Source organism: Pseudorhodoferax aquiterrae, from assembly GCF_014652235.1.
In the GTDB taxonomy this organism is placed as follows: domain Bacteria; phylum Pseudomonadota; class Gammaproteobacteria; order Burkholderiales; family Burkholderiaceae_C; genus Pseudorhodoferax; species Pseudorhodoferax aquiterrae.
In genome coordinates, this window is the sequence record NZ_BMYK01000046.1 from 13,286 (window position 1) to 30,639 (window position 17,354).

Consider the following 17,354-nt stretch of genomic DNA (forward strand, 5'->3'; position numbering starts at 1 on the left):
CCGCATGCACGGCAGTGCGCTACCATTTGCCGGCGCCCAATACCAAATCTCCGAAAGGATTGGCACAAGATATGCGCATTTCAAGCCTGCCCGCGGCCGCACATCCGCCCGCGATGCGCACGAAGGCGCCAGCCATGCACCTGCGGCGTTGCCTGGCGCTGGCCGTGCTGGCGCTGGCACCCTGGGCCGCCCAGGCCGGCCCCACGCTGGAGGCCGTGCGCGCGCGCGATGCGCTGCTGTGCGGCATCAGCCCCGGCATGCTGGGCTTCTCGCACCCGGGCGCCGCGCCCGGCAGCTGGGAAGGCATGGACGTGGACATCTGCCGCGCCGTGGCGGCCGCCGTGCTGGGCAGCGGCGACAAGGTGAAGTTCGTGCACCTGCAGGTGGACGAGCGGCTGCCCGCCCTGCGCGAGGGTCGCTTCGACATCCTCGCCTTCGCCGCCAGCTACACCATGTCGCGCGACACCAGCATGGGCGCGCAGGCCACGGTGGTCACCTACTACGACGGCCAGGGCTTCCTGGTGCCCACGGCCAGCAAGGTGCGCAGCACGCGCCAGCTGCGTGGCAAGCCGATCTGCGTGACGACCACGGGCAGCTCCGAGCAGACGCTGCAGGAGTACTCCGGCGCCCAGAAGATGGGGTTCAAGCTGCTGCGCTTCGCGCGTTTCAAGGAGGCCACCGAGGCCTACCTGGCCCGGCGCTGCGCCGCCATCTCTGCCGACGCCACCAGCCTGGCCGTGATCCGGCGCACGCAGACACCGCTGCCGGCCGACCACGTCATCCTGCCCGAGCTGATCTCCAAGGAGCCGCTGGGGCCGCTGGTGCGCCGCGGCGACGACGAATGGGCGCTGATCGTCAGCTGGGTCGTCCAGGGCCTGATCGCAGCCGAGGAGCATGGCATCACGCGCGCCAACGTGGCCCAGCAGGCCGCCAGCAACCCCAACGCCGAGGTGCAGCGCATGCTGGGGCGCAGCGGCGACACCGGCAAGATGATCGGCCTGGAGCGCGACTGGCTGCTCAACGCCTTGCGTGCCACCGGCAACTACGGCGAGATCTTCGCCCGCAACGTCGGCGCCGATTCGCCGCTGGGCCTGCCGCGCGGCCTGAACGCGCTGTGGAACCACGGCGGCCTGCAGTACGCGCTGCCCATCCGCTGAAGCACGGGCATCCGGCGCACCGTGCCCCGGGCCGGCGCCGACCAGGGGCGCGCGCCAGACTGGTGCATCCATCTTGCATACCAGCGGGCACGCTTCCTGCTGACGCAGGGCCATGCCCAGCACCGCATCCGAGATCAGCGAACGCATCATCCAGGCCGTCATGGCGCAAAAGCTCGCGCCCGGCGCCCGCCTCGGCGAGCAGCCGCTCGCCATGCTGTTCGACTGCAGCCGCACCGTGGTGCGCGAGGCGCTCACGCGGCTGGCCGCGCGCGGCATCGTCACGGTCAGCGCGCGGCGCGGCTGGTATGTGATCGAGCCCTCCGAAGACGAGGCACGCGAGGCCTTCGCGGCGCGACGCGTGATCGAGACCGGCCTGATCCGCAGCCTCACCACGGTGCACAAGAGCGCACTGAAAAAGCTCAGGGCCCATGTGGCGCGCGAGAAGGCCGCGCTCTCGGGCACGGACGTGGGCGCGCGCAGCTTCCTGCTCGGCGACTTCCATGTCTGCCTGGCCGAGTGCCTGGGCAACTCGCTGCTGGCCGACACGCTGCGCGACTACACGGCGCGCACCACGCTGATCGCCATGCTCTACCAGTCGCCCAACAACGCCGAGGCCTCCTGCGAGGACCACGTGCAGATCGTCGCGGCGCTGGAGCGCGGCGACTTCGCCGCGGCCGAAGCGCTGATGCACCAGCACATCGCGGCCGTGCACGACGCGCTGCGCCTGCCCGTGCAGACCGACCCGCTGGCCCAGCTGCGCGATGCACTGGCACCGGTCGACGGGTCTGCGGCACAAGTCTTGCGTACAAGAACCCCACCACGCCGACCCGCCCGCGCCGATGCACCAGCTTCGGGCGACGGACCGGACGAACCATCCACCTACCTCGGAGCCCTGCTATGAAGACCCTGACCCGCCGCCTCGCCCTCGCCACCTCGGCCGCCCTGCTCGCCAGCATGGCCGCCGGCGCCCATGCCCAGAACGCGCTGGACAAGGTGATGGCGAGCAAGAAGATCACCATCGCGGTGCCGACCGACTTCCCGCCCTACGGCTTCGTCGGCACCGACCTGGCGCCCCAGGGCCTGGACATCGACACCGCGCGCTACATCGCCGACAAGCTGGGCGTGAAGCTGGAACTCACGCCCGTGACCAGCGCCAACCGCATCCCCTACCTGCAGAGCGGCAAGGCCGAGCTCGTGATCTCCACGCTGGGCAAGAACCCCGAGCGCGAGAAGGTGATCGACTTCACGGCCGCCTACTCGCCCTTCTTCCAGGCCGTGTTCGCGCCCAAGACCATGGCCGTCAAAAGCTTTGCCGACCTGGCCGGCAAGAGCGTGGGCGTCACGCGCGGCGCCATCGAGGACCAGGAGCTGACCAAGCTGGCCCCGGCCGGCACCGACATCAAGCGCTTCGAGGACAACAACGCCACCGTCTCCTCCTTCGTCGCGGGCCAGGTGCAGCTGATCGCCACGGGCGCCTCGGTGGCGGGCAACATGATGGCCAAGAACCCGCAACTCGGCGCCGAGTACAAGCTGCTGCTCAAGGACTCGCCCAACTTCATCGGCGTGGCCAAGGGCGAGGACAAGCTGCGTATGAAGGTCAACGAGATCCTGGTCGCAGCCAAGGCCTCGGGCGACCTGGACAAGCTGGCCCAGAAGTGGCTCGGCCGCCCGGCCGGCGACCTGCCCCAGTAAGCCGGCGCTGCCATGCGGATCGAACTCGACTTCGCGGCCGTGCTGTCGCAGTGGCCACTGCTGGCCACCGGCGTGCTGTGGACCATCGGCCTGACGGCCATCTCCGCCGTGCTGGGCGTGGCGCTGGGCGTGGTCTTCGCCTGGGTGCGCTCGCACGGCACCGGCTGGCTGCGCTGGGTGGTCGGCACCTACGTGGAGCTGATCCGCAACACGCCCTTCATCGTGCAGCTGTTCTTCATCTACTTCGGCCTGCCGGCCGCGGGCGTGAAGCTCAGTGCCGAGACCGCCTCGGTCATCGCCATGGTGGTCAACCTCTCGGCCTACGCCACCGAGATCATCCGCGCCGGCATCGACGCCACGCCCAAGGGGCAGATCGAGGCCGCCGCCAGCCTGGCGCTGTCGCGCATGCAGACCTTCACGCGCGTGGTGCTGCCGCCCGCGCTCAAGAAGGTCTGGCCGGCCCTGGTCAGCCAGACCATCATCGTGATGCTGGGCTCGGCCGTGTGCGGGCAGATCTCCACGCCCGAACTCAGCTACGCCGCCAACCTGATCCAGAGCCGCAACTTCCGCGCGTTCGAGGCCTTCATCGTCGCCACGCTGCTGTACCTGCTGCTGGCCATGGCGCTGCGCCGGCTGCTGAACTGGGCCGGTCCGAAGTTCATCTACGGGAGATAGCCCCATGGTCGACTTTTCCCTCTGGGACATCCTGCGCAACCTGCTGCTCGCGCTGCGCTGGACCGTCGTTCTCTCGCTGATCGCCTTCGTCGGCGGCGGCCTCGTGGGCCTGGCCCTGCTGGTGGCGCGGCTGTCGGGCAAGCGCGGTGTCGAGCCCCTGGTCGCCGGCTACGTGCAGCTGTTTCAGGGCACGCCGCTGCTCATGCAGCTGTTCCTGGCCTACTTCGGCATCGCGCTGTTCGGCATCCAGACCTCGGCCTGGGTCGCTGCCTCGGTCGCGCTGACGCTCTACACGAGCGCCTTCCTGACCGAGATCTGGCGCGGCTGCGTGGCCGCCATTCCCAGGGGCCAGTGGGAGGCCGCCGACAGCCTGGCGCTGTCGTTCGGCGAGAAGCTGCGCCACGTGGTGCTGCCCCAGGCCGTCAAGATCGCGGTGCCGCCCACGGTCGGCTTTCTGGTGCAGGTGGTCAAGGGCACGGCCCTGGCCTCGGTGATCGGCTTCATCGAGCTCACCAAGGCCGGCACCATGATCACCAACGCCACCTTCAAGCCCTTCGTGGTCTACAGCTGCGTGGCCCTGCTGTACTTCGTGCTGTGCTTCCCGATCAGCCTGTACGCCAAGAATCTGGAAAGGAAACTCCATGTCCGCCCTGCCTGAGGCCAAGATGTCGCCCATCGTCGAGATCACCGGCCTGCGCAAGTCCTATGGCGCCAACGAGGTCTTGAAGGGCATCGACCTGCAGGTGCAGCCTGGCGAGGTCATCGCCATCATCGGCAAGAGCGGCTCGGGCAAGAGCACGCTGTTGCGCTGCATCAACGGGCTGGAGGTGTTCCAGAGCGGCAGCCTCACGGTGGACGGCAAGCCGCTGTTGCACGACGACGCCAACGCCATGCGCGCGCTGCGCCAGCGCGTGGGCATGATCTTCCAGAGCTTCAACCTGTTCCCGCACCTGACCGTCGGCAAGAACGTCATGCTGGCCCCGGCGCTGGTGAAGAAGAAGGACCCGGCCGCGGGCGCCGAGCAGGCCAGGAAGCTGCTGGCCCGCGTGGGCCTGGCCGAGAAGTTCGACGCCTGGCCCGACCAGCTCTCGGGCGGCCAGCAGCAGCGCGTGGCCATCGCGCGCGCACTGGCCATGGAGCCGGCCGTGCTGCTGTGCGACGAGATCACGAGCGCACTGGATCCCGAACTCGTGGGCGAGGTGTTGCGCGTCGTCGAGAGCCTGGCCGAGGAAGGCATGACGCTGCTCATGGTCACGCACGAGATGAACTTCGCGCGCAAGGTCAGCGACCGGCTGATCTTCATGCACCAGGGCCGCGTGCACGAGATGGGGCCGCCGGACGAACTGTTCGGCAACCCGCAGACGCCCGAGCTCAAGCAGTTCCTCTCGTCGCTGCACGGCTGACGGCCCACGCCGCCAGCGCCAGCAGCGTGGCCACGGCAAAGGCCGCGCGGGTGCCGGCGGCCACGGCCTGGGGCGCGGCCACGGCCGGGTCCGCCGCGCCGGTGCCGAACAGGAACACGGCGCCCATCAGCGATGCCCCCACCACCAGCCCCAGGTTGCGCGACAAGCCCAGCAGGCCGGACACCTGGCCGCGCTGCGCGGCCTGCGCATCGGCCATCACGGCGGTGTTGTTGGCCGCCTGCACGAGCGCATAGCCGGCCGTCGTCACCCCCAGTGGCAGCACATAGCCCACAGCGCCCCAGGCCAGCGGCGCGCAGGCCAGCGCAGTGCAGCCAGTGGCCACCGTCGCCAGGCCCGTGCCCAGCATGCGGCCGGCGCCCCACCGGTCGACCAGACGGCCCGCCGGCAGGCCGACCAGCGCGGCGACCAGCGGACCGCAGGCCATGGCCAGGCCGGTGCGTGCAGCGTCCAGCCCCAGCGCGCCGGCCAGGTGGAACGGCCCGACCACCAGCGTGGCCATCACCACGCAAGACACCAGCAGGCTGACGGCCAGGCCGGCCAAGAGCCTGGGCGCCGCATGCAGCCGGCCCTGGCCACCCGCGGACACCGGCGGCGCGGACAGGCGTTCGGCCGGCAGCCGTCCCAGCAGCGCCAGTGCCAGCACGGCCAGCGGCAGCGGTGCCCAGAACAGCGCGCGCCAGCCGATGCCGGCCAGCAGCGCCCCGCCCAAGGCCGGCCCGGCCGCCGTGCCCAGGGCCGACACCGTGCCCAGCCAGCCCATCGCGCTGCCCGCGCGGTCCCGGGGCACGGTCTGCGCCACCAGCGCCAGCGTCAGCGCCATGAGCGCAGCCGCACCCGCGCCCTGCAGGGCGCGCGCCGCCACCAGCCAGCCCAGCGAAGGCGCCAGCGCGGCGAGGACGCTGGCCGTGCCGAACAGCGTGATGCCGGCCTGCAGCACGCGGCGGCGGCCCCAGCGGTCGCCCAGCCGGCCCGCAGGCACCACCGAGGCCGTGACCGCGAGCAGGTAGGCCAGCACCACCCACTGGACCTGCTGGAACGGTGCGCCGAAAGCCTGCGCCAGGGCCGGCAGGCCCACGTTGGCAATGCCCGCGCCGAGCGCGGACAGCAGCATCGCGGCGGCCAGGCCGGCCAGGCCGAGACGGGAGGGCGAAGCGGCGCGGGCCGACGTGGCGGTGGACATGGCAGTGGACATGGCGGGGGTCTGGACAGGCGAATGGAAAGGCCGCAGCGTAGGCCGCGCAAGGCCCCGGCGGAAGGCGCGCCGGCTGCACACCTGGCGTGCACGCCACGCCATGCCATGCGTGCTAAGGTGCCGCGCGTGCCACCGCCCGACCTCAACCTGCTCGTCACACTGGACGCGCTGCTCACCGAAGGCAGCGTGGCCGGCGCTGCGCGTCGCCTGCGGCTCAGCCCATCGGCCATGAGCCGCACGCTGGCCCGGCTGCGCGCCACCACCGGCGATCCGCTGCTGGTGCGCGCCGGCCGCGCCCTGGTGCCCACGCCGCGGGCCGTGGAGTTGCGCGCGCGCGTCGGCCCGCTGCTGCGCGAAGGCGAGGCGCTGCTGCGCCCGGGCGCCGCACCCGACCTGCGGCAGCTGGAACGCCAGTTCACGCTGCGCACGCGCGACGGCTTCGTCGAAACCTTCGGCGCGGCCCTGCTGGCACGCATCGCCAGCGAGGCCCCGGGCGTGCGCCTGCGCTTCGTCGCCAAGCACGACAAGGACAGCCGGCTGCTGCGCAGCGGCGCGGTGGACCTGGACACCGGCGTGGTCGAGGGCACGGCCGGTCCCGAGCTGCGCACCCAGGCGCTGTTCAGCGAGCGCTTCGTCGGCGTGGTCGCGCCCGGCCATGAACTGGCCAGGCAGCGTGCCACGCCCGCGGCCTATGCCGCCTGCCGCCATGTGCAGGTGGCGCGCCGCGCGGCCGGCGCCGGCCCGGTGGACCAGGCCCTGCAGGCGCTGGGCCTGCAGCGCGACATTGCCGCCACGGTCGACAGCTACTGCGCCGCCCTGGCCCTGGCGCGCGAGGCCGGGCTCGTCGCCACGGTGCCCGAACGCCACACCGCCGGCCTGCGCGCCGGCCTGCACAGCTTCACGCTGCCACTGGCCCTGCCCCCACTGACCGTCGCCTTGCTGTGGCACCCGCAGGCCCACGCGGACCCGGCGCACCGGTGGCTGCGGGCCTGCGTGCGGCAGGTGTGTTCCGTGGCCGCAGGCGATCCCGCATGAGCCCGCCCACACGCACCGCACGCGCCCCCGCCATGCACGACGAGCTGCAGAGCCTGAGCCTGGCCGACCTGCGCCTGTTGTCCCTGCTGCTGGCCGAACGCAGCATCACGCGCGTGGCCGAGGCCAGCGGCCAGGCCCAGCCGGCCGTGAGCCGCAAGCTGCAGCGCCTGCGCGACGTGCTGGCCGATCCGCTGCTGGTGCGCAGCGGCGCGCGCATGGTGCCGACCGAGCGTGCGCAGACCCTGCGCGAACCCTTGCGCGAGATCATGGCCCAGGCCGCACGGCTGGAGGCCGGCGGCAGCTTCGACCCGGCCCGGGCCGAACGCGCCTTCCACATCGTCTGCTCCGACTGCCTGCCGCCCGATTTCCTGCCCGGCATCGTGGCGCGGCTGGCCGGTGCCGGCCCGCGCATCGCCGCCCACATCCGGCCGGCCGACGCGGCCTTCGACCTGGCCCAGGCACTGGACGAGGGCAGCGTGGACCTGGTCATCAACAACGACCCGCGCCCGCGCGAGGACCTGCGCATGGCGGTGCTGTTCACGGACGAGGTGGTGTGCTTGATGCGGCGCGGCCATCCGCTCGCGCAGGAGCGCCGCATCCCGCTCGCGCGCTACCTGCGCATGCGCCACCTGGCGCCGCACACGGGCGCGCAGCCGCGCACGGGCCCCATCGACGGCGAGCTGGCCAAGACCGGCTACCAGCGCCAGATCGTCGCCACCGTGCCCGAATTCAATCTCGCACCCTATGCGCTGCTGGACAGCGACCTGGTGTTCACGACGGCGCGGCGCTTCGCCGCGCACTACGCGGCGCGGTTGCCGCTGGTGATGGCGCCCGCGCCGGCCGAACTGCCGCCCATGCGCTTCTACCAGCTCTGGCACGAGCGCAGCCATGCCAGCGCGGCCAGCCGCTGGCTGCGCGCGCAGGTGCAGGCCCAGGCGCAAGCGGGCGGGCCGCAGCAGGTGTCGCTGCCTGGGTGACCGGCGCTGTCACGCGCTCCGGTCGGCATGGACACGGCTGCTGCTAGGGGCGCACCATGGGCTGCACACGCAGGCTGCTGCCTTCGCGCAGCGGCGCGGTCGGCCCGGCCGGTCGAAAACCGCGGCGCTGGTACAGCCGCATGGCCGCGCCGTTCGTCGTGGTCACGCCAAGGCAGATGCGCGATGCGCCGGCCCGGCCGGCCCAGGCCAGCACATCGTCGAGCATGGCGCCACCGATGCCCAGGCCGCGTGCCGCGGGCTCCACCCACATCTGGAACAGGTCGGCGCGCCCTGGCTCCGCGGCCGACAGCTTGCACCAGACCAGGCCGCACACCGCTTGCGCACGCAGGGCCAGCAAAAGCCGGTCCTGGCCGCTGCCGTGGGCCGCGGCGACGCGGTCCGCCCAGTGCGCGTCGGCCCGGCCGGCCTCGACGGCGTGGCTGCTGCCGAAGGCGTCGGGGGCATCCTGCAGCGCGCGCAGGCGCACCGTCCGGTACAGGGGCCAGTCGGCGGGTGCGGCGACGCGCAGGGCGAAGGGAATGGCGGACATCTGAGACAGTGCGGCGGTCGCCGTGTGCCGCGATTCTGCGGCATGGCAGCGCTGGCTATACTGCGCCCGCCTTCGGAACCGTGTTCCGCGGGCATCCGTGCGACAGGTGTCCGCATGCCCTGCATGTGGAGTAAACGGGAACGGGGTGAAGCCGCAGCGATGCAGCCAGGCCCCGGCTGCCCCCGCAACGGTAAGCAAGCGACAACGCCGATCGCCCCTTCAGGCAGCCCCTGCCGGACGGGCCGTCACTGGGTTCGCACGTGGTCTGCCACCGCAGATGCGCGATGGGCCCGGGAAGACGCGGCGCCGGCAGAGCCTCCCTCTGCCCCTTGCGAGCCCGGAGACCGGCCTGGCGCGTTCGCGCATGCCCAGCATGCGAAAGCCGGCCGTCTGCGGGGTGCAGGCAGCGGCGCCCGGCCGCACCGGCGCACGCGCGCCCAGCGGCCGGGTGTTGCTGTCGCAACAGGCGGCGCGGTTCCGTCCTTGAAAGGAAGCCCGCAATGCACATCGAACCCGGCGTCGTCGACGGCGCCAAGATCTTCCTGAGCCATGCCACGGCCGTGGCCGCCTTCGGCCTCGCGGGCTGGATGGCGCGCCAGGATGCGCGCGCCGACGCCGCGCGCGGCGGCTGGCCCGCGCTGGCGGCGCGCAGCCTGCTCACGACGCTGGCGGTCTTTTGCTTTTTCGAGCTGTTCCCGCATGCGCCCGTGGGCGTCTCCGAGGTGCACCTGATCCTGGGCTCCACGCTGCTGCTGCTGTTCGGCGCGGGCGCCACGGCCATCGGCCTGGCGGCGGGCCTGCTGGCCCAGGGCCTCTTCTTCGCGCCGGCCGACCTGCCGCAGTACGGCATGAACGTGACCACGCTGCTGGTGCCGCTGTACGCCATCCATCGACTGGCCCAGCGCATCATCCCGGCGCGCACGGCCTACGTGGACATCCGCTACCGCCAGGCGTTCGCGCTGTCGCTCACCTACCAGGGCGGCATCGTGCTGTGGGTGGCGTTCTGGGCGCTGTACGGCCACGGCATGGGTGCCGACACGCTGGCCGAGGTCGGCCGCTTCGGCGCCGCCTACCTGAGCGTGGTGCTGCTGGAGCCGCTGGTCGACCTGGCCGTGCTGTGGGGCGCCAAGACGCTGGCCGGCCTCACCCGCGGCCGGCTGTTCACGGCGCGGCTGCACGCCGCCTGAGCCGTCTGCGCCCGTGCGCGCTCCGCCGCCCACGGCCCTGCTGGTCGCCCTGCTGTTCCAGGGCAGCCAGGCGGCCCTGCCGGTCTTCGCGGCCGACGCGCCGGCGCGCCCGCCGACCACCGCGCCCGCCCCAGCCAGGCGCATCGTCTCGCTGCAGCCCTCGCTGACCGAGACGCTCTGCGCGCTCGACGCCTGCGAGCGCCTGGTGGCGATCGACCGTTACTCCGATTGGCCTGCGAGCGTGCAGCCGCTGCCGCGCGTCGGTGGCCTGGCGGACGCCGACATCGAGCGCATCCTCGCAGCGCTGCCCGACCTCGTGCTGCTGCGCCCGCGCAACCGCGTGGCCGAGCGGCTCAAGGAGCTGGGCCTGAACGTGCTGGCCCTGGACGCCCGATCGCATGCCGACATGCGCCGCAACATGGAGGCCGTGGCCCAGGCCATCGGCCGGCCCGGCGCGGGCGAAGCGCTGTGGGCGCGCACGGACGCGCGACTCGAGGCGCTGCGTCAGCAGCTGCCTGCGCACTGGCGGGGCAAGCGCGTGTACTTCGAACTGCACGGCGGTGTGGCCGCGGCCAGCGAGGCCTCGTTCATCGGCGAGACGCTGGCACGGCTGGGCCTGCGCAACGTCGTGCCGGCGAGCCTGGGCGCCTTCCCCAAGCTGGGGCCCGAGTTCGCGCTGCGCGCCGACCCGGACCTGCTGATCGTGCACGACGCGCCGGGCATGCCGCCGCTGCAGGCGCGGCCGGGCTGGCATGCGATGCGCGCCGTGCGCGAGGGGCGCACCTGCCGCATCGCCGAGCCGCGCTTCGACGTGCTGGTGCGGCCCGGGCCGCGGCTTGACGAGGCGGCGCAGGAAATCCTGGCCTGCCTGGCGGCGGTGGATCGGCAGACGGTGGGCGGGCGCTAGCGCGGCAGTGCCCGACAAGAGCACCCTCCGCCATCTCGCGCATGTCAACCTGCATCCCTGGCATGGTGGTGCTGCCAACGTCGCCTTGGGTGTGGCGCTAGACTGCCCACTCTTCTAGGAGCCAGCATGTCCGATCCTGTCACCGAACTCGTGCAGCGTGGTTGCGCACTCGAGCTGAAAGACCGCGAGCGACTGGTGGATCAGCTGTTGGAGTCGCTCAACGAACCCGCTGCAGCCCAACTGGACGCCGCATGGGAGGAGGAGATCGCACGGCGCCTGGCCGAGTATGACCGTGGCGAGGTGGACGCCATCGCGGCCGAAGACGTCTTCGCCAAAGCCCGGCGCCTGGCGCGGTGACGCCAGTCCGGTTCCTGCCGGCAGCGGAAGCCGAACTCCTGCGCGAAGTCGTCTACTCCACGAAGGCCCGCGCCGGAACCGGCGTGCGCTTCCAGGCCGCTGTATTGGCGCGTGTCGCGAACCGATGAGTCTGAGAGGGTGTTTCCGAAATCAATAGGCCCACGTGTGGCCCCAGGGCGCGGCCAATCAAGGCGCAAGGCGCCGTGCGGGCTGTCTGCCCGCACAAGCCTTGCAACGCCGAGTGGGCGTGCGCTGGGGCCGCACCCTTCGGGCCGGGGCGCCCTGCGGCCATGGGCTGCGTTGCGCCACTTGGCCGGGCTGCAGCACGGCCTGCGTGGCGCGCCTTGCCCATGGCCGCAGGGCAACCCGGCGTGGGCCTATTCATTTCGGAAACACCCTCTGAGGGGCTGACCCGGCTCTGGCCCAGGCCTCGGCCGGGAGGTACTCGGCGCCCCAGGCCTGCGCCAGCGCCTGTGCGCGGCCCAGCCGCACGCGGCCCTGCTCGAAATCGATCACGCGCAGCTGCGCGGCCTCAGCGGGACGCTCGGGCCGGTCGCGCGAACGGCCATCCGTCAGCAGCCAGAGCCAACCCTCGCCACCGTCCCGGGCCAGCAGCTGCGCCGCCTGCGCAATGGCCGGACCCAGCGGTGTGCCGCCACCCGCGCCGATGGGTGCGATCCAGTCGTCGTTCCAGGCAGACGCCTTGCGTGGCGGCAGGCGCAATTCCACACGCGCGCCGGCAAAGCTGAGCAGCGCCACGCGCTCGCGCCGGCGGTAGGCCTGTTCCATGAGCGCCAGCAGCACGCCCTTGGCGCGCGCGAACGCGCCGCCAGCCGCCATCGAGCCCGAGCAGTCGAGAACGAAGCAGTGCAGCCGCTGGCTGGTGCGCGGTGGCGGCCTGCGTCGCAAATGCTGCGCTGCGAGCACCTCGGCACCGCGCGCCGTGAAAGTGGCGGGCCAGTCCCAGCGGCCGGTGGCGGGACCGCGCTGCAGCTGGCTGGCCTGTGGCGCCTCCGCGCCGGGTGCGCGCCCGGCAGCATGGCCTGGCGTGCGATCGGGGCGGAGGCTCAGGCTTTTTTTGGGGTGGCCGGCGCGCTGGAGGTCAACAACTCGGGAACGGCGAGGCGCACGGTTCCGATCGGCTCGGGCGGCATGGCGCCCCAGTCGGCCTCGGGCGGCCCGGCACCGTCGGCACCCGGTGCGCGCGGCGGATGCGGCGGGTCCGCAGCAGGTGGCGACGCCGGCACCGGATCCGGCGGCGGCACGCCGGGCTTGCGCCGGTGCACGAGCGCCAGCTCGGCCACAGCCTGCACATGCACGGGCGTCACCTGCGCATCGCCCTGCCAGGCCGCCCAGGCGCGCGCCGCGCGCAGCAGCACGAGGTCGGCGCGCAGGCCGTCGACCTGGGCCTGCACGCACAGTGCGCCTGCGGCCTGCAGCACGGCGTCGGACCAGGGCAGCGCATCCGGTGCCTGCACGCGCGCGCGCGCCGCGCCCAGCCGCTCGGCCAGCGCAGCCTGCTCTGCGGCATGCCGCGCGCGAAAGGCCGCGGGATCGGCCTCGAACTGCAGCCTGGCGCGCACGATGGCCTGGCGCTCGGCCAAGTCGGCCACATTGGCCAGCCGCACGGCGAGGCCCAGCCGGTCCAGCAGCTGCGGCCGCAGCGCGCCCTCCTCGGGGTTCATGGTGCCCACGAGCACGAAGCGCGCGGCATGGCGGTGCGAGATGCCGTCGCGCTCGACCACGTTGACGCCGCTGGCCGCGGCATCCAGCAGCACGTCGACCAGCGCGTCGGGCAGCAGATTGATCTCGTCCACGTAGAGCACGCCGCCGTCGGCCCGCGCGAGCAGGCCCGGCGCGAAGCGCACGGCATGGCCCGCCAGCGCCTGCTGCAGGTCCAGCGTCCCGGCCACGTGCTCGAGCGAAGCACCCAGCGGCAGCGTGACGAAGGGCGCGGCCGGCATCAGCTCGGCCAGCGCGCGCGCGGCCGTGGACTTGGCCGTGCCGCGCGGGCCTTCCACCAGCACACCGCCGATGCGCGGGTCGACCGCGGCCAGCAGCAGCGCCTGGCGCAACGCGGGCTGGCCGGCGATGGCGGCGAACGGGAACAGCGGGGGCAGATCGGTCTCGGGTGCGCTCATCGCATTCCTTCCTGTTGGTCTTCGTGCGCCAGCAGCAGGTCTTCCAGCTGCTGGCGGTAGTTGCCGGGTTGTTCCCACAGCCCGCGTTGCATGGCTTCGAGCAGGCGCTCCAGCATGCCGCGCAGCGCCGCGGGGTTGTGCGCGGCGACGAAGTCGCGCACGGCGGCGTCCACCACATAGGCGTCGGCCACCAGCGCGTAGTGGTGGTCGGCGACCTGGCCCGTCGTCGCGTCGAAGCCGAACAGGTAGTCCACCGTGGCCGCCATCTCGAACGCGCCCTTGTAGCCGTGGCGCATGGCGCCGGCGATCCACTTGGGGTTGGTCACGCGCGCGCGCACCACGCGGCCGATCTCCTGGTGCAGCGTGCGCACGCGCGGCTGCTGCGGGTTGGCGTGGTCGCCGTGGTAGAGCGCAGGCGTTCTGCCCGACACCGCGCGCACCGCCGCGGCCATGCCGCCCTGGAACTGCAGGTAGTCGGAGGAGTCGAGGATGTCGTGCTCGCGGCTGTCCTGGTTCTGGGCCACGATGTCCAGGTCGCCCAGGCGCCGGCGCAGTGCAGCGCCGGCCGGCTCGCCTTCACTGTCCTGGCTGTAGGCGTGGGCACTCCAGGCGGTCCAGGCACGGGCCAGGTCGCCGCTGTCCTGCCAGTCGCCGCTGTGCAGTAGCGGGTCCAGCCCGGTGCCGTAGTGGCCCGGTGGCGCGCCGAACACGCGCCAGCCGGCCTGGCGGCGCGCCTGCTCCGGGCTGGCGCCCTGGGCCTGCAGCGCACCGGCCTCGGCCAGCACGCGTGCGCGGATCGGGTTGTCCTCCTCGTCTTCCTCGAGCGCGGCCACCGCCTGCACGGCGGCGTCGAACATCTGCACGGCAAGCGGAAAGGCGTCGCGGAAGAAGCCCGAGATGCGCAAGGTGACGTCCACACGCGGACGGTGCAGGCCGGCGCGCGGCACCACCTCGAAGTCCTGCACGCGCTGGCTGCCGGGCGCCCAGCGCGGCCGCACGCCGATCAGCGCGAAGGCCTGGGCGAGGTCGTCGCCACCCGTGCGCATGGTGGCCGTGCCCCAGACCGACAGGCCCAGCGCGCGCGGGTACTCGCCGTGCTCTTGCAGGTAGCGCTCGATGAGCTGGCGCGCGGCCTGCTGCCCGAGTTCCCAGGCCGCCTGGGTCGGGATCGCGCGCGTGTCCAGCGTGTAGAAGTTGCGGCCCGTGGGCAGCACGTCGGGCCGGCCGCGCGAGGGCGAGCCGCTGGGGCCGGCCGGGACGAACAAGCCGCGCAGGCCGCGTGCGAGCTGCCGCAGTTCCTCGGCGCCGCAGGCGTCCAGGGTCGGCGCCAACTGCGTGCGCACGCGCTGCAGCACGGCCTGGGTCTGTGGCCAGTCGGCAGCTTGCCGGCCCCCGTCCAGCAGCTGCTGGGCCAGCAGCTCGAGCCGCTCGCGCGTGTCGCCTTCGTGGCGCCAGGGCTCGGTGCTCAGGGCCTGCAGCGCGGCCGGGCGCGGGCCGGTCCAGGGCCGCGCGGGCTCCAGCCGCAGCGGGTCGAAGCCGCTGCCGGGCAGCAGATCGGCCGCCAGCGCGCCCAGCAGCCCGGCATCGCCGCCCGACGGGAAGCGCGCGAGCGCGAGCAAGGTGTCGCGGCGCTGCCGGCCTTCGGGCGAGCGGCCGAACACATGCAGGCCGTCGCGGATCTGCGTCTCCTTGAGCTCGCAGAGGTAGGCGTCGATGCGCTGCAGCAGCGCGTCCTCGTCGCTGTCGGTGCCGGGGGGCAGCGCCAGCTCCCCGGCCAGGTGCTGGCGCCGCACGGCATCGACGATCTGGCGGCGCAGCAGCGCTGCGCGGCGCGCGTCGACCAGCAGCGCGTCGTAGTACTCGTCGACGAGGCGTTCGAGGTCCTGCAGCGGGCCGTGGTTCTCGGCGCGCGTGAGCGGCGGCATCAGATGGTCCACGATCACGGCCTGGCTGCGGCGCTTGGCCTGGGCGCCCTCGCCCGGGTCGTTGACGATGAAGGGGTACAGGTGCGGCAGCGGGCCGAGGATGGCGTCGGGCCAGCAGGCGCCCGACAGCGCCAGGCTCTTGCCGGGCAGCCATTCGAGGTTGCCGTGCTTGCCCACGTGCACGACGGCGTCGATGGCGAAACGGTCGCGCAGCCAGAAGTAGAAGGCCAGGTAGTGGTGCGGCGGTACCAGTTCGGCGTCGTGGTAGCTGGCGTAGTCCTGTGCGCCGGCGGCGTTCAGCGCACGGGCCGGCTGGATGCCGATGAAGACCTGGCCCAGGCGCAGGCCCGCGACCATGAAGCGGCCCTGGCGCAGCGCCGGGTCGGCCTCGGGCGGGCCCCAGCGCGCATCGATGGCGGCGGCCATGCCTTCGGGCAGCGCCGCCAGGCGCTGCCGGTAGTCGGCCAGCGCGTAGCTCTGCCAGGCCGGGCGCAGCGGCCACTGCGCGGGGTCGTTGGCGATGCCCTGCTGCAGCAGGCGCATGAGCGCGTCGCCGTCCTCGGGCAAGGGCGCATCGCCCAGCTGGTAGCCCTCGGCCGCCAGCGCCCGCAGGATGGCGATGACCGAGGCCGGCGTGTCCAGCCCCACGCCGTTGCCGATGCGGCCCTCGCTGCCCGGGTAGTTGGCCAGCACCAGCGCGAGGCGCTGGTCCCGCGCCGGCAGGCTGCGCAGGCGGCACCAGCGCCGCGCGAGCTCGGCCACGAAGTCGACGCGGTCGGGCTCGGGTTGGTAGGCGACCACGTCGGTCTGCGTGACCGGGCAGCGGCGTGCCAGGCCCTTGAAGCTGACCGCGCGCGTGACGATGCGGCCGTCCATCTCGGGCAGCACGACCTGCATCGCGATGTCGCGGGGACGCAGGCCCTGGGCATCGGCCAGCCAGTCGGGCCGGTTGCCGCCGCTCGTGATGACCTGCAGCACGGGCGCATCGCCCGCCAGGCCCTGGCCCGGCTCCAGCGCCGAGAAGGCCGTGGTATTGAGCACCAGCTGCACCGCGTGCTCGCTGCACAGCGTGCGCAGCGTGGACAGGCACAGCGCGTCCTTGAGCGAATCCAGCGCCAGCGGCAGCGGGTTCATGCCGCGCGCGCGCAAGGCCAGGGCCAGCGCGTCGAAGGCCGCCGTGTTGCCGGCCAGCAGGTGCGAGCGGTAGAAGACCAGCGCGACCACGGGCGCGCCGGGTGTCCACGCGGCACGCAGGTCGTCGATGCCGGGCACTTCACGCGGTGCGGCACACAGCGCGGGCGGCACGTAGAGCGCGGCCTGCGGCAGGCTGCGTGGCGGTGGCGGCGCTTCGCCCTGCGCGAGGCCGAGATGGGCCACGGCCTGCAGGAAGGCGCGCGCATTGGCGGGCCCGCCCGCGCGCAGGTAGTGCCACAGCAACCGGCAGTCGGCCTGGGGCAGCGTGCTGCGCGCGAGCAGGTGCGGGTCTTCCTGCAGGTCGCCCGAGAACATGGCCAGGCGCTGGCCTTTGGCGCGCGCGAGCGCCGCGATCTGCTGCACGCCGTAGGGCCAGGCCGATTCGGAGCCCAGATGGTCCACCACGACCACGCGCGCATGCTGCAGCACCTCGTCGACGTAGAGGTCCAGCGAGGCCGGCTGGCGCAGGTACAGCAGGTTGGCCAGGCGCAGGCTGGGGAAGCCGGCCAGCTGCTGGGCGGCGGCCGACAGCAGGGCCAGCGTGGTGTCGGCCGAGCTCAGCACGACGATATCGGCGGGTTGCTGGTCGAGGCGGGTGACGACGCTTGGGTCTTCGACGAAGCCGCCGGGGCGGGTGGAGAGCAGGTGCATCAGTGAAATCTCATGGCCGAGCGCAGCGTTGGCCCGTGTGGGACCCCGCTCCCCGGGGCCCCTGTGCCCACGCCGAGGAGCGCAGTGGCCTGGGCGGCGCGGGGAACCTCGCGCTTTGTGATCTGACTCATTGCACTTGTTCGAGCTGAACGAACGCAGTGAGTGGTGCGAGTTGTGCAATGCGCCCAGGCCGCGAGCACCGCAGGTTGCCCGGAGCGCAGCGGAGGGACGGGGGCACCGGGGTCGCCCTTTCTTTGGTTACTTTCTTTCGGCGAAACGAAAGAAAGTGA

16 protein-coding genes and 1 riboswitch are annotated in these 17,354 nt (G+C 72.8%); of the genes, 11 read left to right on the plus strand and 5 right to left on the minus strand.

Annotated elements, in window-relative coordinates:
* The first annotated feature begins 134 nt into the window (after positions 1 to 134).
* The 6 genes from IE209_RS32115 to IE209_RS32140 all read left to right on the plus strand — a co-directional run bounded on the left by IE209_RS32115 (position 135) and on the right by IE209_RS32140 (position 4,927).
* The gene (locus IE209_RS32115) at positions 135 to 1,157 is read left to right on the plus strand and encodes an amino acid ABC transporter substrate-binding protein (protein ID WP_229883164.1); all 1,023 of its coding nucleotides are present in this window, start codon (positions 135 to 137) and stop codon (positions 1,155 to 1,157) included.
* 112 nt (positions 1,158 to 1,269) lie between these two features.
* Positions 1,270 to 2,058: a GntR family transcriptional regulator gene (locus IE209_RS32120; protein ID WP_189690931.1), complete on the plus strand. Its 789-nt coding sequence runs from the start codon at positions 1,270 to 1,272 to the stop codon at positions 2,056 to 2,058.
* The gene (locus IE209_RS32125; protein WP_189690932.1) at positions 2,055 to 2,849 is read left to right on the plus strand and encodes a transporter substrate-binding domain-containing protein; all 795 of its coding nucleotides are present in this window, start codon (positions 2,055 to 2,057) and stop codon (positions 2,847 to 2,849) included. Before IE209_RS32120 ends, IE209_RS32125 begins: the two co-directional genes overlap by 4 nt.
* Positions 2,850 to 2,861: 12 nt before the next feature.
* Positions 2,862 to 3,524, plus strand: a complete 663-nt coding sequence (locus tag IE209_RS32130) for an amino acid ABC transporter permease (RefSeq protein WP_189690933.1) — start codon at positions 2,862 to 2,864, stop codon at positions 3,522 to 3,524.
* 4 nt (positions 3,525 to 3,528) lie between these two features.
* Complete coding sequence (locus IE209_RS32135) at positions 3,529 to 4,182, plus strand: amino acid ABC transporter permease (RefSeq protein WP_189690934.1); 654 nt, start codon at positions 3,529 to 3,531, stop codon at positions 4,180 to 4,182.
* Complete coding sequence (locus tag IE209_RS32140; RefSeq protein WP_189690935.1) at positions 4,166 to 4,927, plus strand: amino acid ABC transporter ATP-binding protein; 762 nt, start codon at positions 4,166 to 4,168, stop codon at positions 4,925 to 4,927. Before IE209_RS32135 ends, IE209_RS32140 begins: the two co-directional genes overlap by 17 nt.
* Here the strand turns inward: IE209_RS32140 and IE209_RS32145 are convergent.
* Positions 4,896 to 6,140 carry an MFS transporter gene (locus IE209_RS32145; RefSeq protein WP_189690936.1) on the minus strand — a complete coding sequence of 415 codons (1,245 nt, stop codon included), beginning with the start codon at positions 6,138 to 6,140 and terminating at the stop codon, positions 4,896 to 4,898. The genes IE209_RS32140 and IE209_RS32145 overlap by 32 nt on opposite strands.
* A 126-nt stretch (positions 6,141 to 6,266) precedes the next feature.
* Between IE209_RS32145 and IE209_RS32150 the strand changes: the two genes are divergently transcribed.
* Positions 6,267 to 7,175 carry a LysR family transcriptional regulator gene (locus IE209_RS32150; protein ID WP_189690937.1) on the plus strand — a complete coding sequence of 303 codons (909 nt, stop codon included), beginning with the start codon at positions 6,267 to 6,269 and terminating at the stop codon, positions 7,173 to 7,175.
* Positions 7,172 to 8,152, plus strand: a complete 981-nt coding sequence (locus IE209_RS32155; RefSeq protein ID WP_189690938.1) for a LysR family transcriptional regulator — start codon at positions 7,172 to 7,174, stop codon at positions 8,150 to 8,152. The genes IE209_RS32150 and IE209_RS32155 overlap by 4 nt, the downstream gene beginning before the upstream one ends.
* A gap of 43 nt (positions 8,153 to 8,195) precedes the next feature.
* On the opposite strand, the gene IE209_RS32160 is transcribed toward IE209_RS32155, so the two are convergent.
* Positions 8,196 to 8,702, minus strand: a complete 507-nt coding sequence (locus IE209_RS32160) for a GNAT family N-acetyltransferase (RefSeq protein WP_189690939.1) — start codon at positions 8,700 to 8,702, stop codon at positions 8,196 to 8,198.
* Positions 8,703 to 8,789: 87 nt separating this feature from the next.
* Positions 8,790 to 9,069, plus strand: a riboswitch (cobalamin riboswitch).
* Between the two features lie 133 nt (positions 9,070 to 9,202).
* Between IE209_RS32160 and IE209_RS32165 the strand changes: the two genes are divergently transcribed.
* The 3 genes from IE209_RS32165 to IE209_RS32175 all read left to right on the plus strand — a co-directional run bounded on the left by IE209_RS32165 (position 9,203) and on the right by IE209_RS32175 (position 11,153).
* The gene (locus IE209_RS32165; protein WP_189690940.1) at positions 9,203 to 9,889 is read left to right on the plus strand and encodes an energy-coupling factor ABC transporter permease; all 687 of its coding nucleotides are present in this window, start codon (positions 9,203 to 9,205) and stop codon (positions 9,887 to 9,889) included.
* Positions 9,890 to 9,902: 13 nt separating this feature from the next.
* Positions 9,903 to 10,796, plus strand: coding sequence for an ABC transporter substrate-binding protein (locus tag IE209_RS32170; protein ID WP_189690941.1), 894 nt, complete (start codon positions 9,903 to 9,905; stop codon positions 10,794 to 10,796).
* A 126-nt stretch (positions 10,797 to 10,922) separates the two neighbouring features.
* Positions 10,923 to 11,153: an addiction module protein gene (locus IE209_RS32175; protein ID WP_189690942.1), complete on the plus strand. Its 231-nt coding sequence runs from the start codon at positions 10,923 to 10,925 to the stop codon at positions 11,151 to 11,153.
* A gap of 381 nt (positions 11,154 to 11,534) precedes the next feature.
* Here the strand turns inward: IE209_RS32175 and IE209_RS32180 are convergent, their stop codons facing one another.
* From IE209_RS32180 to cobN, 3 genes are all read right to left on the minus strand, one after another.
* Complete coding sequence (locus IE209_RS32180; protein ID WP_229883165.1) at positions 11,535 to 12,062, minus strand: vWA domain-containing protein; 528 nt, start codon at positions 12,060 to 12,062, stop codon at positions 11,535 to 11,537.
* 158 nt (positions 12,063 to 12,220) lie between these two features.
* Positions 12,221 to 13,294: a magnesium chelatase ATPase subunit I gene (locus tag IE209_RS32185; protein ID WP_189690943.1), complete on the minus strand. Its 1,074-nt coding sequence runs from the start codon at positions 13,292 to 13,294 to the stop codon at positions 12,221 to 12,223.
* A complete protein-coding gene (cobN, locus tag IE209_RS32190; protein ID WP_189690944.1) occupies positions 13,291 to 17,064 on the minus strand; it encodes a cobaltochelatase subunit CobN in 3,774 nt (1,257 codons plus the stop codon). Before cobN ends, IE209_RS32185 begins: the two co-directional genes overlap by 4 nt.
* Between the last annotated feature and the right edge of the window lie 290 nt (positions 17,065 to 17,354).